General features: G+C 50.4%; 16 protein-coding genes. 6 read left to right on the top strand and 10 right to left on the bottom strand.

Going from position 1 to position 22,138, the window contains the following annotated elements; translation table 11 throughout:
* Positions 1-68 precede the first annotated feature (68 nt).
* A complete protein-coding gene (locus tag I2I11_RS08940; protein WP_196267346.1) occupies positions 69-2,318 on the bottom strand; it encodes an outer membrane protein assembly factor BamB family protein in 2,250 nt (749 codons plus the stop codon).
* 566 nt (positions 2,319-2,884) lie between these two features.
* On the opposite strand from I2I11_RS08940, the gene I2I11_RS08935 reads away from it, so the two are divergent.
* Entirely contained in the window at positions 2,885-4,183 is a 1,299-nt protein-coding gene (locus tag I2I11_RS08935) for an MFS transporter (RefSeq protein ID WP_196267345.1), read from the top strand.
* A 163-nt stretch (positions 4,184-4,346) separates the two neighbouring features.
* Here the strand turns inward: I2I11_RS08935 and I2I11_RS08930 are convergent, their stop codons facing one another.
* The 4 genes from I2I11_RS08930 to I2I11_RS08915 all read right to left on the bottom strand — a co-directional run bounded on the left by I2I11_RS08930 (position 4,347) and on the right by I2I11_RS08915 (position 10,223).
* Positions 4,347-6,836: a LysM peptidoglycan-binding domain-containing protein gene (locus I2I11_RS08930; protein ID WP_196267344.1), complete on the bottom strand. Its 2,490-nt coding sequence runs from the start codon at positions 6,834-6,836 to the stop codon at positions 4,347-4,349.
* 391 nt (positions 6,837-7,227) lie between these two features.
* Positions 7,228-7,872, bottom strand: a complete 645-nt coding sequence (locus I2I11_RS08925; protein WP_196267343.1) for an O-methyltransferase — start codon at positions 7,870-7,872, stop codon at positions 7,228-7,230.
* Between the two features lie 214 nt (positions 7,873-8,086).
* On the bottom strand, positions 8,087-9,322 hold the full coding sequence (locus tag I2I11_RS08920) for a M16 family metallopeptidase (RefSeq protein WP_196267342.1): 1,236 nt from the start codon (positions 9,320-9,322) through the stop codon (positions 8,087-8,089).
* Positions 9,323-9,470: 148 nt separating this feature from the next.
* Complete coding sequence (locus tag I2I11_RS08915; protein ID WP_196267341.1) at positions 9,471-10,223, bottom strand: hypothetical protein; 753 nt, start codon at positions 10,221-10,223, stop codon at positions 9,471-9,473.
* A gap of 438 nt (positions 10,224-10,661) precedes the next feature.
* On the opposite strand from I2I11_RS08915, the gene waaF reads away from it, so the two are divergent.
* The 4 genes from waaF to I2I11_RS08895 all read left to right on the top strand — a co-directional run bounded on the left by waaF (position 10,662) and on the right by I2I11_RS08895 (position 15,834).
* Positions 10,662-11,675 carry a lipopolysaccharide heptosyltransferase II gene (gene waaF, locus I2I11_RS08910; protein ID WP_196267340.1) on the top strand — a complete coding sequence of 338 codons (1,014 nt, stop codon included), beginning with the start codon at positions 10,662-10,664 and terminating at the stop codon, positions 11,673-11,675.
* 313 nt (positions 11,676-11,988) lie between these two features.
* A complete protein-coding gene (locus I2I11_RS08905) occupies positions 11,989-13,281 on the top strand; it encodes an aminopeptidase P N-terminal domain-containing protein (RefSeq protein WP_196267339.1) in 1,293 nt (430 codons plus the stop codon).
* A gap of 398 nt (positions 13,282-13,679) precedes the next feature.
* Positions 13,680-15,140, top strand: a complete 1,461-nt coding sequence (locus I2I11_RS21470) for an OmpA family protein (protein ID WP_196267338.1) — start codon at positions 13,680-13,682, stop codon at positions 15,138-15,140.
* A gap of 187 nt (positions 15,141-15,327) precedes the next feature.
* Positions 15,328-15,834: a hypothetical protein gene (locus I2I11_RS08895; protein ID WP_196267337.1), complete on the top strand. Its 507-nt coding sequence runs from the start codon at positions 15,328-15,330 to the stop codon at positions 15,832-15,834.
* Between the two features lie 16 nt (positions 15,835-15,850).
* Here the strand turns inward: I2I11_RS08895 and I2I11_RS08890 are convergent, their stop codons facing one another.
* The 5 genes from I2I11_RS08890 to I2I11_RS08870 all read right to left on the bottom strand — a co-directional run bounded on the left by I2I11_RS08890 (position 15,851) and on the right by I2I11_RS08870 (position 20,283).
* Entirely contained in the window at positions 15,851-16,774 is a 924-nt protein-coding gene (locus tag I2I11_RS08890) for an aspartate carbamoyltransferase catalytic subunit (protein ID WP_196267336.1), read from the bottom strand.
* A 9-nt stretch (positions 16,775-16,783) separates the two neighbouring features.
* A complete protein-coding gene (gene pyrR, locus I2I11_RS08885; RefSeq protein ID WP_196267335.1) occupies positions 16,784-17,332 on the bottom strand; it encodes a bifunctional pyr operon transcriptional regulator/uracil phosphoribosyltransferase PyrR in 549 nt (182 codons plus the stop codon).
* A 273-nt stretch (positions 17,333-17,605) separates the two neighbouring features.
* On the bottom strand, positions 17,606-19,084 hold the full coding sequence (locus I2I11_RS08880; protein ID WP_196267334.1) for a hypothetical protein: 1,479 nt from the start codon (positions 19,082-19,084) through the stop codon (positions 17,606-17,608).
* Positions 19,085-19,205: 121 nt separating this feature from the next.
* Positions 19,206-19,610 (bottom strand): EVE domain-containing protein, encoded by a 405-nt coding sequence (locus I2I11_RS08875; protein WP_196267333.1) that lies wholly within the window; start codon positions 19,608-19,610, stop codon positions 19,206-19,208.
* A 265-nt stretch (positions 19,611-19,875) separates the two neighbouring features.
* Positions 19,876-20,283, bottom strand: coding sequence for a hypothetical protein (locus I2I11_RS08870; protein ID WP_196267332.1), 408 nt, complete (start codon positions 20,281-20,283; stop codon positions 19,876-19,878).
* Positions 20,284-20,409: 126 nt separating this feature from the next.
* Between I2I11_RS08870 and polX the strand changes: the two genes are divergently transcribed.
* Positions 20,410-22,113 (top strand): DNA polymerase/3'-5' exonuclease PolX, encoded by a 1,704-nt coding sequence (polX, locus tag I2I11_RS08865; RefSeq protein ID WP_196267331.1) that lies wholly within the window; start codon positions 20,410-20,412, stop codon positions 22,111-22,113.
* The last annotated feature ends 25 nt before the right edge of the window (positions 22,114-22,138 follow it).

The following is a 22,138-nucleotide window of genomic DNA, read 5'->3' as shown; positions in this document are numbered from 1 at the left end:
AGCCCGCCAGGTATAATACTGGCCTTTATTGCTCATTCTGAACTATTTCCTGTCTGCAGGGTGTCGTGTTATCTGTTGCCGCCAACTGTATCAGACAGGGCAAAGGCCATGTATACATCGCCGGATTTGCTGCCTAACTTGCCGCCGCCGCAGGCAATTACGACATACTGCCGGCCGGCAACAGCATAAGTAGCCGGTGTGGCATAGCCCGGAACCGGCAAGTCGGCCTGCCATAACACTTTACCTGTTTTTTTATCGAAAGCACGGATTTTGGCATCTTTGGTCGCCGCGATAAATACCAGGCCGCCTTTGGTTACCAGGGGGCCGCCATAATTTTCGGTGCCGGTAGGCGGGATGCCGCTTTTGGTTAGTTCTTCATATTCTCCCAGAGGCACTTTCCATAGCAGTTTACCACTATTGAGATCCACCGCATTGAGTGTGCCCCAGGGTGGCTTTATGCCCGGATAACCGTCTTTGTCTAAAAACTTGTTGTAACCCGTCATGGTGTACGGAACCTCATCCTGTAGATCCCTGGTTTCCGGAGTATTGGCGGAGGTTACCGGTTCTTTTGCATTGCTGGCCTCCGAACCGCCGGGCTTGTTAGCCGCCAATGCCGGCTCCTTGTCTGCGGTGTTCAGCAGAAAAGCCAGGAGCGCTTCTTTTTTGCTTGCCGGTATTTGTTTAAAGGAAGGCATCATGTTCCGGCCGTTCTCTATAATTTGACTTACCTGCGCTGCTGTATACTTGTTGCCGATGTTAACCAAGGAGGGATAAGAAGAACCGTTGCCTTTTAAATCGGGGCCGTGGCAGGCAATACAATATTTGTTATACACGGTTTTGCCAACACCTTTCAGGGTATGGTCAGCTGTTTCATTTTTTGGTACGTCAATCATCGTTAGGGCCCAAGGCACCTCGCTGCTGTTCACGTACAGAATATTTGATTCCGGATCTACGGCAGCGCCGCCCCATTCGCCACCGCCGTCAAAGCCAGGGAAAATCCAGCTGCCTGCTTTGCTTGGCGGTGCAAACATAATCCGGTGCTTTACCTGCTTATACTTTTCCATCATGTCCCGGTGTGTTTCGGGGGAGATGTCGGTTACATCCTCGGGGCCGAACTTCTGGCGGGCAAACGGCTCGGGCAGGGTAGGAATAGGCTGCGTAGGCCAGGCTTTTTCGCCGGGTAAGCCTGAGGCAGGTACCGGCACTTCCTTTATCGGGAAGAGCGGCTTGCCGTTGGTGCGATCCAGTAAAAACACGTAACCATGCTTGGTAATCTGGGCAACGGCATCAATCTTTTTGCCATTATGGTTTACCGTTACCAGGTTAGGATTGGCCGGCAAATCGCGATCCCACAAATCGTGATGCACCACCTGGTAATGCCAGATGTACTTGCCGGTGGCGGCATCGAGGGCAATAATAGAGTTGGCAAACAGGTTCTGTCCTTTGCGTACACCGCCGTAGAAATCGGGCGTAGCCGATCCGGTCGGAACATACACAATGCCGCGCTTTTCGTCCAGCGCCATACCAGCCCAGTTGTTGGCCCCGCCGATCCGCTTCCAGCTATCCGGGTTCTCCCAGGTGTCGTAACCGGTTTCGCCCGGGTGCGGAATGGTGTGGAATATCCAGCGGCGCTCGCCGGTGCGTACATCAAAAGCCCGTATATGCCCGGCCAGAGCATCCGGCCCTTCCGACAGGCGCATGCCCCAGATAAGTAAATCTTTGTAAATAATACCCGGCGTGGTGCCGGCCACATAAGCATTCTCCGTGTTATCCTGGTCTAAATGCTGCCGCAGATCGATAAAACCATGTTGCCCGAAGGCAGGGACAGGCTTGCCGTTTACGGCATTGATGGCATATAGGCGATGGCCCACACTGTACAAAATCCGTTTATCGGTTCCTTCTTCATTTTGCCAGTAGCTTACCCCGCGGTTCACGTTAAATGCCGCCAGTTTATCTTTCTCCTGATTTCCCTGTTCGTAAGGGTTAAAGCTCCATTTTTGCCGTCCGGTTGCCGCATCCAAAGCAAACAATTTTGATTGCGGCGAAGTACCATACAGGATTCCATCCACTATGATGGGGTTGCACTGCAACTGTGAGCGGTTTTCCGGATCTTTGTCCTGCGTGCTGTACGTCCAGGCAATCTGCAGTTGTGCTACATTCTGAGGCGTAATCTGGTCATTTGCAGAATACCTGTTCCCGTCTTTTGACCCTGCATAAGTGCGCCAGCTACTATAATCATAGGCCTGTGAAGAAGAATCTTTACAGGAATTAAGTATGAACAGTAACACAGCTAATAATAGTCCTACATACTTTCTCATCGTCTATCAGCAAATTGATTTCTTGCGCCTGTGGTTTTCAGCATATGTTAAATTAAGCTTTTAGCATTTAAGTATGCGGACAAACTTAGTTTAATGTATAAATGAAGTATGGGGAGGATATAACCTGTTTTTAAATAATTTGAGCGGGAAAGGCTTTTGTCCGGATTTCATTTGTCCCATTACTTGCATAAAACAACGCGCAAATCAGCCATTGTTACCACACGGCAGAAGCAATTTAGGGATTCCTGTGTAAACCTGCTAATGGCCTTACGGCCTTTTCTATTCTCCATACTTGCCGGGCCAGTCCTTTATTTTTCTTCAGATAAGTTTAAGGATAAACAAATTTGGTTTATAACATATTACGCCTCAGAAGCATATGCAGATACCTGCAGGCAGACAGTATACCCGGGCAGGGCTGCCCTGCAAGCCGTATACTTTCAAACTTGCGGAGCTATCCCCGGAAAGCGTAACGGTTTTAGCAACCCGGCACGTAAGTAAGAAGCGGTGTTAAAAATGTAAATGTAAAAATGGATCAGGAGGGAAATTCTACAAGCAGGCTGAATGGTATGTTTAGAGCGCTTAGCCATAAAAACTATCGCTTGTTTTTTATGGGCCAGGGGGTGTCGCTGGTTGGCACCTGGATGGAGCGCATTGCCATGAGCTGGCTGGTATACCGCCTCACCGATTCGGTGTTTTTGCTGGGAATGGTGAGCTTCTGCAGCCTGGCGCCCTCTTTTATACTTGGCCCTTTTGCCGGCGTTATCTCCGACCGTTTCGACCGGCACCGGATACTGGTGGTAACGCAGGCATCGTTTATGCTGCAGGCCGCGGCGGTGGCGGCGCTGGTGCTTACCGATACCATCAGGATATGGCACATTCTGGCGCTGAGCACGTTTATGGGCATCGTGAATGCTTTTGATACTTCCACACGGCAGGCCTTTGTGATTGAACTGGTAGAAGACCGCGACGACCTGAGCAATGCCATTGCCCTTAATTCTTCTCTGTTTAACGTGGCGCGCCTGGTGGGGCCGTCTATAGCGGGCGTAATCATTGCGGCCGTAGGGGAGGGTGCCTGTTTTCTGATAAACGCGCTGAGTTACATGGCCGTAATCGGCTCGTTGCTGCTGATGCGCACAAAACCTTTCGTGCCTGTAAAGCAGCACCGCAAAGTATGGCAGCAGTTGCAGGACGGCTTTCGGTATACCTTCCGGTTTCCGCCTATCCGGGCCATTATCCTGGTGGTGGCCAGCATGAGCCTGATAGGGATGCCTTTTAGCGTGCTGATGCCGGCATTTGCCCGCGACATACTGGGTGGCAACGCCAATACACTGGGTTTCCTGATGGGCGCCTCCGGTATTGGCGCCCTGACCGGCGCTTTATACCTGGCGCCCCGTAAATCGGCTGTGGGGCTGGGAAAAGTAATTGTGGCAGCGGCTGTTATCTTTGGTTTAGGACTGATTGCCTTTTCCTTTTCTACCATACTTTGGGTATCGCTGCTGTGTATGCTGTTTGTAGGTTTTGGTATGATTGTACAGATGGCTTCCTGCAACACTATTCTGCAAACCATTGTGGAGGATGACAAACGCGGCCGCGTAATGAGTTTTTATTCGATGGCTTCGCTGGGAATGGGGCCGTTTGGCAGTCTGCTGGCCGGAGCCATAGCAGAGAGAATAGGGGTAGGCTATACTTTGCTGGGTTGCGGTATTCTGATTATGCTCACCATTGTGCCCTTTGCCCTGCAACTGAGCCGCCTGCGCGAGATGGTACGCCCGATATACCAGCGCCTGGGCATACTTCCGGAAATTGCCTCCGGACTGCAGGCAGCCAACAACCTTACTGTTCCGGGCAAGGAAGGCTCTCCGTGATAGCGCCTGAAGCAAAAAGCAGCTTACAGAATAGCCTGTAAGCTGCTTTTTCAGAACTAATAATACAGAAGTTAACGCAGCAGAAAACCCGGCAGGTTTCAGCGTTATACATCTCATACTTAATATATCTGCCTGCACCTGCCGGGTTTGCTTTATAAGCGTGCTACTTTTTCTTAATGAGCAGCTTTTCGCCGGCGCTTACTGCAAAGTCGCTCTTGTTGTTCCACTCCATAATGTCTTTGATGGTAACGCCATAGCTGCGCGATATCTGGTACATGCTTTCGCCGGGAGCCACCGTGTGGTAAGTACTGCTGCCCTTAAAGGTGCTGGCAGGCGTTTTCTCTTCAGTTTGTGCAGGTGTAGCAGTTTCAATAGGTGCTGCCACGCGCAGTTCCTGCCCTAACCGGATGCTGTTGTCCGGCAGGTTATTCCATGTGCGCAGCTGTTCCGGTGTTACGTTATACATTTTAGAAATCTGGTAAAGCGTTTCGCCGGCAGCTACTGTGTGGAGGCCGTTAGCAGCCTCCGGGGCTGCATATGTTTCTGCCGGCCCGGACTGTGCCGGCACAGCAAGTGGTTCCGCTATCAGCAGTTCCTGGCCAACTTTCAGCGGCTCCTCTCCCAGATTATTCCAGCGGCTGATGTCGTTTATGCTGACAGCGTACATCCTGGAGATACTGTATAAAGTTTGGCCCTGCTGAACAACGTGCCGCGTAGGGGCAGGTTGGGTAGTGGGTTCTGCCAGTGGTTTGGTAGGAGCCGGTTTCACAGTTGTTGCCGCTGCAGCCGGTGTTTCTTTAAATATAGTGTCTTCTGCTGCCATTATGGTTTCCGCAGGTATGGCCCCATCTGTTTCCTGTGCGGGCTCAATCGCTTCTGCTGTTATGGCTGCTTCTGTTTCCGATGTTTGCACTGGCCAGCCAGCTGCTTCCTGCTGAGTGGTTGTATCCGGTGTTGCTTTTGCGGTGCCGGGGTATAGCCCTGCCTTATTGGTCTTAGCTGCCGGGCTTGTGGTTACAGGAGCTGCTGTTTCCAGCGTTTCTTCTTTTTCTGTTTCAGGCTGCGCTTTTATCTGGCCCTCTGTTTCAGCTTGGGTCACTTTGCCGGGAACAGCTGGAGCCTGCTGCGCTGCCGCAGTCTCTTCTGCCGGTATTTCTGTAGCCATAGCAGGTGTAGGATCTGTGGCAACCGGCTGTTTTACTATTTCCGGTTCTGCGGCTATTACCTCTGGTTCTTTCTCCGGCTGCTTTGTGCGGCCTGTCAGCCTGTTGATAAATCTGGTAAAGATATTTTCTTTTGGTTTCTTGTCGTGGACAGCTGCTGTGGTTTTAGTTGCCTCCGTTGTGCGGGTAGCTACAGGTTTGTTATAGCTGTCCGGGGCTGCTGTCGAGGCAACCTGCTGTCTGTTCAGGTCACGAACCTCCACAGGAGTGGCGTACGGGCGGCGTTTCTGCAACCAAAGCACGCGGCCTGGTACCGGCGCTTCGCTGCGGCTCATGCGATTTTTGAAGAGCAGGTAATTAAGCTTGATGCCATAGTGCTGCGCAATCTGTTGCATACTTTCTCCGGGCTGCACCACGTGGTATTCTGTTTCTGCATCAGTTTTCTTGGGCTCAGTATAGTAAATAGCGCCTTCCTCGATGCTGTCGAAGCTGCGCATATCGTTATACTTCAGGAAACGGCGGGTAGAGAGGCCAGCCTGCAGCGCCAGCTTGTCTTTGGTGTCACCGGCGCGGGCAACCAGGGCATTCAGACCGTTGCGCTTCACCATCGACGCCGCCATAACGGGCCCGGTGCGGCGTACAGGAGTTTTGCTGTTGTTTGATGCGAACAAATCGCCTTCGCTGCCGCCATTGCGCACCGGCACCATCACGTAATAATCTTTATCCGAAGGGATGGTATTGCCCAGCAGCCACTTGTTATACCGCTCCAACTCCGGGTAATCTGTTTTGGTAGCCAGGGCGATATCGGCCAGGCTCTGGCCTGGCGTGGCACGCAGTTCACGCAGTGACACAGCCGGTGTGTTTTTGCCCACAAAGTTATCGTAAGCAATCTTGTGCGCCAGGAACGTCAGCACGTAAGGGTGCGATTTTTCGGTGATGTTCATGTTCTTTGCACCTTTGTCCAGCGGCGAAGTATAGTCTTTGGCGCCTGTGTAGCCCAGGTAGTACGAGAGCAGCGCGTTAAACCAATTGTTGTAGTAGTTGTTGCTTCGCTTAAAATAACGGGCGGCGCCACGGCTGGCCGCTATGATGTGGCTGCGCTCATCCACCACATTATCCATGCGCAGGTTAAAATCAGCGGCAGCTTCTTTCTTAAACTGCCAGTAGCCCACGGCATTGGAGGTAGAAACGGCATCGCCCACCAGCCCGCTTTCCTGCAGGGCGAGGTACTTAAAATCATCGGGCACGCCTTCTTCCTTAAACACCCGTTCGATGATCGGGAAATACGCATCGGCCAGCTCTACTTTCATTTTAAAATAGGTCTGGTTGCGGTGCAGGGCATCCACTTTCTTCTGAATTTCCTGTTGCGCACCATCCGAAAGTTTCAGGTGGATATCCGCAAAATAAACGTTTTTGGGCACTGTAATGTCCTGCGCAAAAACCAGCAGCGGCATCAGGAGCAAAAAGAGAAGGATGGACTGTTTTCTCATAACGAAAGGTACTTTTTTATACTTGGCTAATGATTGAATCAGGTTCTACTTACCGTTGAGGCGGTTGTTGTTAAATAGCTACAGATTAATATGTTCAGAGAACGCTATAGCCTTTGCGAATTAACGCAATTTGCCTTGCAATCTAAAGCCGCCGGCTAACTTATTCTGATAAAAATTTGATGTCGGAACGCCATTTTATACCTGGCGCCAGGTATAAAACGTGATAACAAACAGATTATTAGCTGCTTGGGAAAGTATGGGCATGGCGGCAGGGCCGGAAGATATTTATGGTACAACCTCGCGGCGCGCAGTTCCCGCCCATGTCGTGCAAGCGAACCGTTCCATACGCTCGCAGGAGTTGCGGACACTGCGAGGTCAGCGCAGGAGGAAGTTACTTTTTGCGGGCTATCAGCAGGCCGTCGCGCACGGGCAGCAGGAGGTTCTCTACACGCGCATCGTCGTGCACTTTTTTGTTGAAATCCATAACCGCTTTGGTGTCCTCGTCGAGCTTCTTTCTATACCTGGCCAGCACTTTGCCGCTCCACAGCACATTGTCGGCAATGATGTAGCCGCCGGGCCGCACGCGGTCAATCACCAAATCATAATAGCGGGCGTAGTTGATTTTATCGGCATCGATGAACACCAAATCAAAGGCGGCATTTATGCCTGGTATGATGTCAAGGGCATTGCCGATGTAGTATTTTATACTTGCCGAAAGGCCCGCTTCAGCAAAATAGCCGCGCACCCGTGCCTCCAATTCCTCATTGATATCAATGGTATGGAGCGTGCCGCCCGCCTGCAAACCCTCCGCCAGGCAAAGCGCAGAGTAGCCGGTGTAGGTGCCGATTTCCAGAATTTGTCGTGGCTGCAGCATCTGTGAGAACATCGCCAGGATGCGCCCCTGCATGTGCCCCGACAGCATGCGCGGTTTCAGCACGCTCAGGTGCGTGTGGCGGTTTATTTTGTGCAGCAGCGCACTTTCCGGTGAAGTATGTTCGTCGGCGTACTGTTGCAGTTCTTCGTCCAGGAATTCCATTTGTTTAATGTGCTAAAGTGGAGATGGGTTAAGTAAAGCGGCAAAATTAATCATATAATTACCTTCAACTAATTCTGTCATCCTGGAAGGATCTTGTGCGTGAAAAGTAGATCACACACAAGATCCTTCCAGGATGACAATATGAAAGAATATAGGCTAGATACTTTTATCTTATTAACCATTTAGCACATCAACACATTAAACAATCAGCACATTAAGATCCCGGCACATAATTCAGGAAGCTCAGCTGGTCGTCACGGAGCACGTCGTTGGCGATGTCCAGTAAATCGGAGGCGGTTATACTTCTGATTTGGTCGAAAATTTCGTTCAGCGGCTCAACCTTGTTCTGGTCCAGGATGCTTTTGCCGAGCATCATCATCAGGCCCATGTTGCTTTCCTCGGCCATAGCCAGCTGCCCCATCAGCTGCTCTTTGGCTGTGTGAAGTTGCAGTGAGCCGAGCTGTTTTTCACGCAGCTTCTTCAGCTCTTTGAGTACCAGTGCGGTGGTGCGCCTGAGCTGCTTTTTCTCAGTGCCGAAGTATATGGTCAGCAGGCCGGTATCGATGTAGGTGGCGTAGTTGGCATCGATGGTATACACCAGGCCATGCTTTTCGCGCACAGCCAGGTTCAGGCGCGAGTTCATGCCGGGCCCACCCAGCAGGTTGGTGAGCATGAAAAACGGGATGCGCCGGTCGTCGTTCAACGCGTAGGCCGGGCAACCGAGTACACAGTGCGCCTGCGAAATAGCCTTTTCGACAGTAACTGTTTTAGGTACATAATGGCTGAATGGCTCGCGCGTGCGGTGCTGCTGTATGACCGGAATATCACCCAGGAACTTTTGGGCGAGCTTTAGCACCTGCTCAAACGGCAGGTTACTCACAGAGCAGAAAACAAGCGCATCGGTGCTGAGGTTGCGGTTAATAAAGTTGAGGAAATCCTGCTTTACAAAACCGGAGACACTCTCAGTAGTGCCCAGAATGTTATTGCCCAGCGGATGGCCTTCGTATACCACGGCGTCAAACTCATCTACAATAGCTTCTTCGGGTGTATCGAGGTACATGGACATTTCTTCCAGAATCACACCCCGCTCTTTCTCTATTTCTTTTTCCGGGAAGATGGAATGAAACGTTATATCAGTGAGCAGCTCAAACGATTTCTCAAAATGTTTGTCCAGCACCGAACTGTAAAAGCAGAGTTTTTCTTTGGTGGTATAGGCGTTCAGCTCACCACCCACCGATTCCAGCCGGTTCAGGATATGAAACGATTTCCGTTTAAGTGTGCCTTTAAAGGCCATGTGTTCCCAGAAATGTGCGAGCCCGAGTTGGTCAGGCAGTTCGTCGCGGCTGCCGATGTCCAGGATAAAGCCGCTGTGGGCTATCTTGGTATGCTGCACCTGCTTGTGCACAATCCGGATTCCGTTGGGTAAAGTATGAATATGATAATCAGGCATGCCATCTGAAATTTAGCCTGCAAAGGTACGGGAAAGCATGATGAGTTGAAAACTTTGACCTCGCAGTGTGCGCAGCTCCCGTGCATGTCTGGGAAGGTTAAAAAAGATTCCCGCTGTGTAAAGGAAAGGATATAAAGCCCACAATAGATTACTTATTCCGGGCGAAGCCTCCTACGTTAACCACCACACCCAGCGAAAACACTGAATAACCGGCCGTCAGGGTTTCGCGGTTTTTCAGGCCGAAGTTGGCGCCGCTGGTATACTGTAGTTGCACGGCCGGGTTCAGGGCCAGCCGGGTATAAAAGATGGGCTCAAAGAAAATATTGTCTTCCTCCGCCTCCACTTCGCCATTTACCAGGTACTTGTTCATGTTAATATAACTGGTGCGCAGGGCGGTGCCGTAGTTTAGCGGAAAATCCCGGTTGAAAAGGTGCAGCGATTTTTTACGTTTGGAGCTGAAGTTTACCTGCACAAAGTATTTGGAGAAGTTCGCCTCATACCGGGTATACGTCATCACGCCTTTGCTGTCTTCTTCTTTTTTGGTGCGGTCGCTGCTGCCGCCGCCAATGCCGCCGTATACTTCCAGAATGCGGTTCTGGTCCGGGCCGAAAGTGGTAAAATAGCCGCCGCCTATCTCCAGCAGGTTATGCCTGAAATCTCTTTTCGAGCGCTCACTGTTAAGCATGGACCCATTCAGCATGGCTGCAAAGTGGTCTGTAATGGCATAGGCAGTGTTAAACGAGATATTTCCTTTGGGGGTAACGTGGCCGCCGGCGCTCAGTTCGCCTTTTTCGGTAAACATGGGCGTGTTGGGTACGTTGGGCATATATGTGGAAACGCAGCCGGAAAGTGAAAACAGGGCAAAGAGAATGGAGCCGAATGAAAGTATATATCTTTTCATGATAGCGTGCTTAGGAGAAAGGAGACAGATGCAGAACAGCTTCCTTTTACTGCAAAGGTATAGATTCCCGTTCAGAATAAGCATGGAACCGCTCCTCAAATTAAAAGGCAAAATACCGGTTTTACTGCTTATCCGGTTTTATTGCATTAAAATCTTTCCCGCCGGTTATACTTTTCATCCCTTCCCAACGCTCACGTTTTTATTGTTGTAGTGAAGACACAAGTTTAAGAGGCAGTTATTCAATTGCATTCCTGCTTCAGGCTTTGCCGGAATTTTTCGGGACAAGCCGGCCCGGTGGAGCAAAGGCATCAAAGCATCTGTTCCGACGAAGGTGCAGGTACTAGGCATAGATGAATAACAAGACGCTGGGGCTGATGCATAACAATCAAAAATAAAAAAGCCTTAGTTTTACAGGCACATTTGGTCGGATATTTCCTGATGAAAATATTAGTAAGGCTGCCGAACTGGCTCGGAGACATGGTAATGAGTACCGGATTTTTGCAGGTGCTGCGGCACAGTTTTCCGGAGGCGCAGGTAGATGTAATTATCAAAGCAGAGTATAAGAGCCTGGCGCAGTTCCTGCCCGGCGGCATCTCGGGTGTGCATACTTTTCCGAAGGCGAAGTATAAAGGCCTGCGCGGGGCTTACCGTTTCGGCAGGCTGCTGGCGCCGTACAAGTATGACCTGTTTTTCAGCCTTCCGGATTCTTTCTCGGCGGGCGTAATGGGGTGGGCTACAGGAGCAAAGTATAGAATTGGTTACAGAAACGAGGGACGTGCCCTGCTCTTTACGCACGCTTATGCCCGGCCCAAAGCCCATCACCGGGTAGATGCCTATAGCTATCTGCTGGAACAATACCTGGGCAAACCTATAGATAAGGTGCCTGTTGCGCTGCTTGCGGATGCAAGTATAGAGGTGCCGGCAAGTATAAAGAAGTCTGATGAGCTGCCCCGCATCGTGCTTAACTTCAACTCGGAGGCACAGTCGCGCCGGATGCCGGTGCTGAAAGCGGTAAGCATTTTGCAGGGGCTGGCACAACGCATCAAAGCGGAGTATCTGCTGTTAGGAGGGCCCAAAGACACGGCTTTTGTGGAGGAGATTATGGCGCTGGCCGGTAACCTTGCGCATGTGAAGAGCCTGGCCGGAAAAACCAGTTTGCCGGAACTGGTAAGCATCATGGCCGCAGCCGACCTTGTAATTACCACCGACTCGGGACCTGCGCATGTAGCCAATAGCCTGAACAGAAAGATGCTGGTATTTTTCGGGGCCGGCGACGAAGCCAGTACCGGGCCTTATAACCGGCACATGGCAGAGGTAATGCAGGTACCTAACCTTATTTGTGTGCCGTGCCGTGCCAACACCTGCCGTTTCGGGGTGCCGCTGTGCCTGCTGCAGCAGGATGAGGCGCTGTTGGTTGAACGGGCGGTTGCATTGCTGGCGCGGCAGGCCTGAACAGGCATACATTATATAGGTATGAGAAGTAAATCAGGTTGAAGTATAAACGAAGGCCGGTGAAGGTAGGAGCTGTTTGTTTTCAATGATTTATACCTGAAAGCCTTTTGTTTTTTGCCTGGATTTCATCTGTTTCATCACCTGGTAGTTTTACTTATACTTTGCCGGTATATATAAATTTATTTCCCGGCCGGCTGAATTATACTATAAGGATTACTAATTTGGCGCAGGAATTAAGACAAATGCATTACTCTTTTTTAAGAAGTTTTATCGGTTTGCATCTTAGTCAGCGCTCTTTAATTTCCTCAATCTTATGCGATACGAACCCATCAGAAACGAGCTGTTTATACATAACCGCCAGAACTTTATAAAGCACCTCAAGCCATCTTCTATCGCCGTTTTCCACTCTAATGACGTGATGCCGGCCAATGCAGATGCTACTTTACCTTTCCGCCAGAACAATGACCTGTTTTACCTGTCGGGCGTGGATCAGGAGGAAAGTATTTTGTTGCTTTTTCCGGGTGCAAAAGATGAGCGGATGCAGGAAGTACTCTTTGTGCGCGAAACCAGTGATCAGATCCTGACCTGGGAAGGCTACAAACTTACCAAGCAGCAGGCGCAGGAAGTATCCGGCATCAAAACTGTGCTCTGGACCCATGAGTTTAACGCCGTGCTGAACACGCTTGTATTTGAGGCAGAACATATATACCTGAGCAGCAACGAACACCTGCGCGCTGTTGTGGAAGTAGAAACCCGCAATGCCCGCTTTATTAAATGGTGCCAGCAGCATTACCCGCTGCACAAGTATGAGCGCAGCGCACCCATTATGCACCAGTTGCGGGCTGTCAAGTCAGCAATCGAAATCGAACTCATCAAAAAGGCCTGCCATATTACGGAACTGGGCTTCCGAAGGCTGCTGCAGTTTATCAAGCCCGGCGTGATGGAGTATGATGTTGAGGCGGAGTTGTACCACGAGTTCCTGCGCAACCGTTCCAAAGGTCCGGCCTATAGTTCTATTATTGCCTCGGGAGCCAACGCCTGTATCCTGCACTATATAGATAATGACCAGGAATGTAAGGACGGCGATCTGCTGCTGATGGATTTCGGGGCTGAGTATGCCAACTATGCTTCTGATCTGACCCGCACGGTGCCGGTGAACGGTAAATTTACCCCGCGGCAGCGCGACGTATATGAGTCAGTGCTGCGCGTACTAAAAACAGCCAGGCAGATGCTGGTGCCAGGCAACACCCTGGACCAGTACCATAAATTTGTAGGCACGGTGATGGAGAACGAATTGATACGCCTCGGCCTGCTGCAGGCAGATGATGTGCGGCACCAGGATCCGGCAAAGCCGCTGTACAAAAAGTATTTTATGCATGGCACCTCGCACCTGCTGGGCCTGGATGTGCATGATGTAGGCAACAGATTTCGCCCGTTTGAAGAAAATATGGTGTTTACCTGCGAGCCGGGTATTTACATCAGAGAAGAAGGTATCGGCATCAGGTTGGAAAATGATATACTGGTAACCCGCAGCGGACCGGTAGATCTGATGCAAAATATTCCGCTTGAAGTTGACGACATAGAGCGCCTGATGCAGCCGCAATAGAAAAAATGCAGCTATGCAACCGGAAAAGAGCGGCTTTTACTATATAGTATCAGCCTTTCTGCTATATTTGCCGCTTCATTAGTAACATTCGCGTTTTTTTTCCGCTGTTTAAAACCTTGTTCTGTAAAAACAGTTTGAGATCATTAGTACCCACTTTTAAAAGCCACAGGGCTATTGTGCTAAGTGTTTTCTGTGCGAAGTGGATTGAAAATCAAAAGATTATGCTGTTTTTAGAAAAAAACTTTAAAACTGTCCTGCTTATGATTAAAGCATTCTTCCAGTCCCCGGTACATCTTTTTCCACTAAATTCCGGGCCGCCGTTTTGCTAAAATTTGAGCAATTCAAAAACTCGATTCAAAACATGCACGTATTGTCATATCAAAATATACTTTAAAACCATGCGAACACAACTTACAAAACTATGTACAACCGCACTGGCGTTTACAGCTCTGCTGGCAACGACAAATGAAGTGCAGGCGCAAAGTTCAGATCAGCCAATGAACCTCCAGATTTACGGAAGCGCCATACAATATAAAGGCGATTTAAATGATGAGTTCGGCGATTTGGAATGGGGTGGAGGCCTCAACCTGAACCGCTTCATCAGCCCGTCTTTTGATGCAGGCCTGCAACTGACATATAACAGACCAGAAATGGAAGCCAGCCCTCTTGGGCAGTTTGAGGCTAAGATGGGATCAGCCATGCTGGCCCTGCGCCTGAAGATGTATGGCACCATCCTGAAGGAAGATGCTTTTATCGGGCCATACCTGCAAATTGCCGGTGGTGGTGCCTGGGTAAATACCGACGCCACCAGGGCTGACGGTACTACCCTGCAGGATAATAAGTTCTTCACCGGGGTAGCCAAAGCCGGCGCCGGTATCCGGTTCCGCTTCTCAGATGCGGTAAGCGCTTTTGTTGAAACCAACTACATGATTACGGGCAACGATAAATTTGACGGTATCGACGGAGTTGGCGACAACGACCGCTTCCTGCAACACAACGTTGGCCTTGGCTTTAACTTAGGCAAAGCCAAAGATACAGACATGGACGGTGTGCCGGACAGAAGAGACAAATGCCCTGATACGCCGAGTGGTGTGCAGGTAGATAAAGAAGGTTGCCCTATCGATACTGATGGTGATGGCGTAGCTGACTACCAGGATCAGTGCCCGACAGAAGCCGGCGTAGCGAACCTGCAAGGCTGCCCTGACCGTGATGGTGACGGCGTAGCTGACAAAGATGACCAGTGCCCTGATCAGGCTGGTGTGGTTGCCCTGCAAGGTTGCCCTGATGCTGACGGCGATGGTGTAGCAGATGCTAACGACAAATGCCCTGACACTCCTGCCGGCGTACAGGTAGGCCCTGATGGATGCCCTGTTGACTCTGACGGTGACGGTGTGCCAGATAACGAAGATGTTTGCCCTACCTCTCCAGGTACAGCTGAAACAAAAGGTTGCCCAGTGCTTGACGAAGCTACTCTGAAATTGCTGGATGAGAAAGTTCGTTTCGAGTTCGACCAGGCCAGGGTACAAGACAGCTACAAGCAACTGCTGGATAGCATTGTAACAACACTGACCAAATATCCAGATCACGTGCTGCTTATCAAAGGACATGCTGACTACATTGGTTCAGAAGAATACAACCAGGCACTTTCTGAGCGCAGAGCTGAGGCCGTAAAAGAATACCTGGTAAGCCAGGGTGTTCAGAATCCGGACAGGCTGATAACCAGAGGTTATGGTGAAACTCAACCACTTGTAAAAGTGAACGAGCGTTTATCACGACGCAGAACGGAAAACGAAAGAGCTAAAAACCGCAGGGTAGGTTTCGAAATGAATACCCCGGACATGAAGCTTGACATGGAATAACACGCTTGCCAAAGCGTAAAAGCTAAAAACAAAAGCGCCGCAGATTTCTGCGGCGCTTTTGTTTTTTAGCTATACTACGGAACTGCCGTAATTATCCAGACAGAATGCACTAAGCTAATTCTGAATTTCTTAAAACTGCGATGCAACGAAGTTGGCTTGAACCGGCTCTCAGGTATAAAGGATAAGTATGAAAGCGAACCTGCCATTGTTGTTACTCTTTTGCCTCGCTTTGCTTACCGCGTGTAATAAAGACGAGGTAGCGCCTGAAAACATTTGCGAAACGGTTACTCTTATTGCTAATGACACCGGATTAAGGTTCGACAAAACCATCGTGCTGTATGAGGATTCAGCCTATCTTATCAAAGCGCCTATTAATCTGTTTGTAAGTGATTTGTATGGCTACTTTGTAGACTATGGAGATTACCTAAGCACGGTTGGCCAAATAGTGAATGCCGCCGAAGCGCAGGATACGCTTTATGTGGAAAATTATTTCCCAACCGAACAAAAGATGTCTGTCGTTGCCCATGTGCTGGAAAGAGGCGACTGCTATGTCTATTCCAAAAGGAGGCAAAGCGCACTGAAGGAGCTGTGTTTAACCAGGTTTAGCTGTGCTGCACCTGTGGCAGGAGTCTTGGGACGAGAGTTTTACTTTGATGAAAAGTTATTTCTTAAGATCGTAGATGGGAATTGTTAATCATGCCCCTGTAAATTTACTGCCTAGCGGCCAGCAGGTATAAAACAGCCATCCGGATAGCTACACCGTTCTCCACTTGGTTCAGGATGATGGAGTGGTGCGAATCGGCGGCATCGGAGCTTAGTTCTACGCCGCGGTTAATCGGGCCCGGGTGCATCACCGTGATTTCCTTATCTAAGCTGTCGAGCATTCTTTTGTCGATGCCATAATAGAGCGAATACTCACGCAACGACGGGAAATACTTCATCTGCTGGCGTTCCAGTTGTATGCGCAGCACGTTGGCCACATCACACCAGGCCAGCGCTTTGCGCACATCCGTTTCTACCTTTACGCCCAGATCTTTGATATACCTGGGCAACAGCGTAACCGGGCCACATACCATCACCTCGGCGCCCAGTTTCTGCAGGGCAAAAATATTGGAAAGTGCTACGCGCGAGTGTAAAATATCGCCGATGATCACTATTTTCTTACCGGCCACTTCACCATACTTCTCCCGAATGGAAAAGGCATCGAGCAGCGCTTGGGTAGGATGTTCGTGGGTGCCGTCGCCGGCATTGATGATGTTGGCATTGATATGGCGGCTCAGGAAGTGCGGCGCACCGGGGCTGGAATGGCGTATCACAACCATGTCTACCTTCATGGCCAGAATGTTGTTCACCGTATCGAGCAGGGTTTCGCCTTTTTTGACGGAGCTGCCGCTGCTGCTGAAATTGACCACATCTGCTGAAAGTCTTTTCTCCGCAAGCTCAAAGGAGAGGCGGGTGCGGGTTGAGTTCTCAAAAAAGACGTTGGCTATTGTAATATCGCGCAGCGAAGGCACTTTTTTGATCGGCCTGTTGAGCACATCTTTAAAGTTGTCGGCGGTTTCAAAAATCAACCGGATATCCTGGACTGTGATGTCTTTGATGCCTAACAGGTGCCGGACGCTGAGCTCTTGCATAGTTGCGGTTTAATCTTCGGTTTTGGTTATCAGCCAGATATTGTCTTCCGTGGCTTGCTGGCCTTTCCACTCCACCAGCACCCGCTGGCTCTGCAACGAGTTTACCTGCCGGCCCACATAAGTGGCCTCTATCGGCAGGTGGCGGGTATACAGCCGATCTATAAGCACCAGCAGTTCTACGCTGGCCGGGCGCCCGTAAGCAATCATGGCGTCCAAGGCGGCCCGCACCGAGCGGCCCGTGTACAGCACATCATCCACCAGAATTACTTTTTTTCCTTCAATCAGGAAGTCTACCTTGGTGGCGTTGGCGGTAAGCGGTGTTTCACGCCGGCGGAAATCGTCGCGGTGGAAGGTAGTGTCCAGAAAGCCGGTGGGCACCTGCCGGCCAAGTATAGCCGCAAGGGTGCTCTGGATGCGCTGCGCTACAAATTTGCCGCGCGGCTGCAGCCCAAGTATAACAGAATCAGAAAAGTCGCTGTGGTTCTCGACCAACTGGTGGCAAAGGCGCATCACCATGATATCGAGGAGCTGGTGGTTTACGATAAGTCTTTTCTGCATAAGCCGGAAGTATCAGTTGCAAAGATAAAGACTTAGCGGAAAATAATTGCTGGTTGCCGGGTGTTAATTGCCGCAGATACTTCATTGTTAAATGGCTGCACTACAGGGTATGGAGAAGTTACTCGATACGCTGTTGGTTTTCAGGAGCTGCATTTTGCCAGTTATAAACTATAGATGATAGCACCCGTAATTGCTTACTTTGATGTATTCTTTAGTATATAGCAGCAAGCTGGAGGCAGGAAATGTATGATTAGCAATCCAGGTAATCATACATTAAAAGCTGATTTTATTGATGTAGAAAACGCTGCGGATGCCTTCGGGACCGTTAACCCGCTGGAAACCGAAAGCGGCGAAGTTGCTGCCGTACCAGTAAATAATGCCCTGCTCATCGGTATCAATTATTTTCTCGTCTTTGCTGTAGGTCTGCAACTTCAACTCCGTGTCTTCGTCGGTATACTTGTCTTCCTGCATCACGCGGTAAACAATATTGTCCTCATCAGGGTAGGCCATTATTACCTGGCCATCGGCGCCGTCGTAACCTACTTCCACGGTATTGGTGAGCGTGGAAGTATAAATATCTTCTATCGGAAAGCTATTGTCCCAGAGCAGCACCCCGTTTTTATCAAATCCGAGTGTTACCACCTGCGTGTGCTTGTAGCCTTCCGGGCCACGGCTAAGTATAACGGTGCGGTTTAGGCCCACATTAGAGTTTTCGCGAAACTGCGGATAATATACTTCGGCGGTGAGTACATAGCCCGTTGGCGTGGTAATCAGGTCATGGAGCAGCAAGCGATAGCGGTAGCCGGGCTCCTTTCCCGCTCTCAGACGGGCGGCTTCGCGGCGGCGGGTGCGCTCCTCGCGGCGGGGTTTCATATACTTCAGAAAGTTCTTCAGCTGTAAAATAGTGTAAAACTTAGCAGGGTCTGTATCAGAGATGGCCGGAATGGTAAAAAAGCCCTGCGTATAGCGCACATCACGGGTGCCGTAGGTGCCTATCAGAAGCTTGGTGGTGGTATCGCCGGGTGTAACTTCAGCTTTTAACAGGCTGTAACTGTTCTGCGGCAGAATAAACCTGTTGTTGATGAGCTCGCCCCTGACGTTGAAGCTTTTAATCTGCAGCCGCGATACGCGCCCGTTAGATTCGGATATAACCACATCCACCCGGCCATGCGCCGGATCGGCCAGTAAATCCGAAAAAGTGGATTCATCGCCGTAAACGGCCGGCAAAGGCTTTACCTCGCCACTAACCGGGTTCAGGTAAAGCAACATGGGTTTTCCATCATCCTTGTTTTCCCCTATCAGAAAGAAACGGCCCTGCAGCACGCTGAATTCATAAATGGCCTCGAGCATCTCCAGTTCATAGTCTCTGGCTATCGACTGCCCGGTTACAAGGTTTACCCGTGCAATCGTATATTGCCGGGGATCTTTACTTCCGAAAACAAGATAAGTATAAGGGGCTTCTGTAAACGAGCGGATAAAGTACTGATCGGGCTCCAGCTTTACAGTGCCGGTCCAGACCTCCTCCAGTTTGGGATCATACCTGGTAAGGTGAAAAGTAGCTTCTGTTCCCCAGATGTTGCTGATTTTATGGTACAACAGCAGGCTGCTGTCGGGCAGGGCCATCACCTCTACGTAGGTTTCATCAATGTTAAAAGGCAGCTCCAGGCGCACAGGCTGGCTTGGTTCCTGCGCCAGTAGCGGCGCTGAAACCAGCACAAAAAGCATCCAAAGCAGGTAGCGTACTTTAGCCATAAACAGGGTACAGGTGCTAACAAGTACAGGAAAAGTATAAGGCGGTAGTCAAAAGCTTTTACTCCTTTTAGCGGCCATTCGTTGTTATGCGGCCTCCTTTTTCGGCGCAAAGCACTGCCGGCTAATTGCCCAGCGCCAGCAGTACATCAAACTCTTCGGCGGTCAGCGGCATCACCGACAGGCGCGACTGGCGCAACAGGGCAATATTCTCCAGGCGCTTGTCTTTTTTGATTTGCTCCAGTGTCACGGCATCCTTAAAATCGCGGAACGGCACCAAATCCACAGCCACCCACTTCGGATCAGCAGCGGTAGGGTCGGGGTAAGCGGCTTTATCTACTTTGGCGATGCCCACCACAGCTTTTTCTGATACGCTGTGATAAAACAGCACCATGTCGCCGGGCTGCATTTGCTGTAAGTTATTGCGTGCCTGAAAATTGCGTACGCCGTCCCAGCGGGTACGGCCGTCTTTCACCAGGTCAGCCCAGGCGTAGGCTTCAGGTTCTGATTTTACAAGCCAGTATTGCATGTATATAAATGTAGGTATGAAGACAAAATTAAAACTATACTTTGAACACCTTTGATAAGGACTGATAAAAGCAATAATTTATACTTGGAAGTGAAGAGGCAAAGATAAAGCGGCGATTTTCACATACTGTCATCCTGAAAGGATCTTGTGGATGATTAGTAAGCAATGCACAAGATCCTTTCAGGATGACAGCATTGGGAAGGTATAAACCTGCCTGGTTCTGTCCTGATACTTGTGTCCTTTTCCTGGTTTATACTTACCGGTTCTATTCCTCTTTCAAATTCGGCTGTTGTTTTACTTTCAGCACGCCATCCTCCAGCGATACAATTTCTATGGTATAGTTTTGCGGCGGTGCCTGGCTATCCTTCATGTGCACCTCCAGCAGGTTCTTCTCCGTAAGCAGCCAGCTGCCCTCGTGCTCCTCCAGGCCATCAGTCGGGGCAATCTCAAACCGCCTGATAACGCCACCCGGTTCCAGCGCAAAGCCCGTGCGGCCCCTGGACGGCGGAAAATCATAGGTGTTGGGGCGGTACACGGTAATGTCGCCTTCGTCTTCTTCGTAGGAGTGCAGCCAGGTTTTGCCCAGCAGCGATGTCTCCAACTGGTTGTTTCTTTTACAGGTGGCAGCCACCAGCAGCAGGCAAAATAAACAGAGCACCGACGCGTATTTCATGAGCAGATAATGTTTATGAAGCCAAGATAAACATTTGTTTGTTTATATAGAAGCGCAGGAATATAAAAGCGGCAGCAGGCGGTGTTTGCGCGGTTTTTCTATCTTTGTGAAATACGATACAAAGCCGTGGAAAATAAGAAAATCATAAAACTGTTTAAGCTGGCTTCGGAGCTGATGGAGCTGCACGACGAAAATCCGTTTAAGGTGCGCTCTTATGTTAATGCGGTGGCGGCGCTGGAGTTGGTAGAGGAACCGCTGGAAGGCAAAACACAGGCCGAACTGGAAAGTATAAGCGGCGTGGGCAAAAGTACCGCAGCGCACATCATCGAAATTTGCCAGACAGGATCTTTCCCGGAGTTAGATCAATTATACGCCGCTACGCCTCCGGGCGTGGTGGAGATGCTCGGCATCAAAGGCATCGGCCCTAAAAAAGTGCGCCTCATCTGGAAAGAGCTTGGCACCGAAACAGTAGAGGATTTGCTGGATGCCTGCGAACAGGACAAATTGAGCAAAGTAAAAGGCTTTGGCGCCAAAACGCAGGAAAATATAAAGCAGGCCTTGCTTTTTACCCAGCAAAACCGGGGCAAACTGTTGTATGCCGAAGCAGAACCGGCTGCGGAAGAGCTTGCCCAAAGTATAAAAGCGGCGTTGCCGGAGGCGCAGGTAGCCATAACCGGCGATGTGCGCCGCTACCTGGACATTGTGGAAACGCTGCAGTTTGTAGTTGCCACCGATGCCCTTGCTGCGGCTGCGGAAAAGCTTAACGGGATAGAAGGGCTGGCACAGGACGAGAAAGCTTCGGGGCCGATGGTGTGGCGCGGTTTGCACACGGTTAGCGGACTGAAAACAGAAGTATACTTTGCCGAACCAAAATGCTTTGCCAATGAAACTTTTGTGCGGTCGGCTTCGGAGGCGCATCTGACGCAGGTTTTTGCAGCCGGCAAGAGTTTGCTGTCCGTGCTGAAACAGGAAAACCATGCCATGGAGGAAGATATTTATGCCGCCGCAGGTATGGCGTACGTGGTGCCGGAACTACGCGAAGGCACCAATGAGTTGCAACTGGCCATGGAAAACAAGCTGCCCACTTTGCTCGAATTATCCGATCTGAAAGGCATTCTGCACAACCACAGTACGTATTCCGATGGCGCGCATACCTTAGAACAAATGGCCATTGCCTGCCGTGATTTAGGCTATCAGTATCTCGGCATCTCCGACCACAGCAAAACGGCAAGCTACGCCGGCGGCCTGCGCGAGGGCGACGTGCTGCGCCAGCAAAAGGAGATAGATGCGCTGAATGAAAAGCTGGCTCCGTTTAAAATATTTAAAGGCATCGAATCCGACATCCTGGGCGATGGCTCCTTGGACTATGAACCCGACATCCTGGCTACGTTTGATTTTATAGTTGCCAGCATCCACAGCAACCTGAACATGGACGAGCAGAAAGCCACGGAGCGCCTCCTGCGGGCCATCGAAAACCCGTACACCACCATGCTCGGCCACCCGACAGGCCGCCTGTTGCTGCGCCGCGAAGGGTATCCTATTAATCATAAAATGGTGATAGATGCCTGTGCGGCCCACAATGTCATTATCGAAATAAACGCCAACCCCTGGCGCCTCGACCTGGACTGGCACTGGGTGCAGTATGCGCTGGAGCAGGGCGTATTAATAAGTATAAACCCCGATGCTCACCACACCAGCGGCTACGCCGACATGAAGTATGGCGTACTGGTAGGCCGCAAAGGAGGACTGACCAAAGAAATGACCTTTAATACGAAGTCGGTGGAGGAAGTGGAGAAATATTTCCTGGAGCGGAAGGAGAAGATAAAGTAGAGGGCAAAGTATGAATTGCTACCAG

Source organism: Pontibacter rufus (assembly GCF_015694705.1).
In the GTDB taxonomy this organism is placed as follows: Bacteria; Bacteroidota; Bacteroidia; order Cytophagales; family Hymenobacteraceae; genus Pontibacter; species Pontibacter rufus.
Note: the sequence above shows the minus strand (reverse complement) of the source record. Positions and strands in the feature narration are given on the sequence as shown.

Coding starts and splice junctions, on each gene's coding strand:
- I2I11_RS08875 (WP_196267333.1), bottom strand. CDS start 19,610: ATGCAATACTGGCTTGTAAAATCAGAACCTGAAGCCTACGCCTGGGCT.
- I2I11_RS08930 (WP_196267344.1), bottom strand. CDS start 6,836: ATGAGAAAACAGTCCATCCTTCTCTTTTTGCTCCTGATGCCGCTGCTG.
- I2I11_RS08870 (WP_196267332.1), bottom strand. CDS start 20,283: ATGAAATACGCGTCGGTGCTCTGTTTATTTTGCCTGCTGCTGGTGGCT.
- I2I11_RS08915 (WP_196267341.1), bottom strand. CDS start 10,223: ATGAAAAGATATATACTTTCATTCGGCTCCATTCTCTTTGCCCTGTTT.
- I2I11_RS08935 (WP_196267345.1), top strand. CDS start 2,885: ATGTTTAGAGCGCTTAGCCATAAAAACTATCGCTTGTTTTTTATGGGC.
- I2I11_RS08895 (WP_196267337.1), top strand. CDS start 15,328: ATGAAAGCGAACCTGCCATTGTTGTTACTCTTTTGCCTCGCTTTGCTT.
- I2I11_RS08890 (WP_196267336.1), bottom strand. CDS start 16,774: ATGCAAGAGCTCAGCGTCCGGCACCTGTTAGGCATCAAAGACATCACA.
- waaF (WP_196267340.1), top strand. CDS start 10,662: ATGAAAATATTAGTAAGGCTGCCGAACTGGCTCGGAGACATGGTAATG.
- I2I11_RS21470 (WP_196267338.1), top strand. CDS start 13,680: ATGCGAACACAACTTACAAAACTATGTACAACCGCACTGGCGTTTACA.
- pyrR (WP_196267335.1), bottom strand. CDS start 17,332: ATGCAGAAAAGACTTATCGTAAACCACCAGCTCCTCGATATCATGGTG.
- I2I11_RS08925 (WP_196267343.1), bottom strand. CDS start 7,872: ATGGAATTCCTGGACGAAGAACTGCAACAGTACGCCGACGAACATACT.
- I2I11_RS08905 (WP_196267339.1), top strand. CDS start 11,989: ATGCGATACGAACCCATCAGAAACGAGCTGTTTATACATAACCGCCAG.
- I2I11_RS08940 (WP_196267346.1), bottom strand. CDS start 2,318: ATGAGAAAGTATGTAGGACTATTATTAGCTGTGTTACTGTTCATACTT.
- I2I11_RS08920 (WP_196267342.1), bottom strand. CDS start 9,322: ATGCCTGATTATCATATTCATACTTTACCCAACGGAATCCGGATTGTG.
- I2I11_RS08880 (WP_196267334.1), bottom strand. CDS start 19,084: ATGGCTAAAGTACGCTACCTGCTTTGGATGCTTTTTGTGCTGGTTTCA.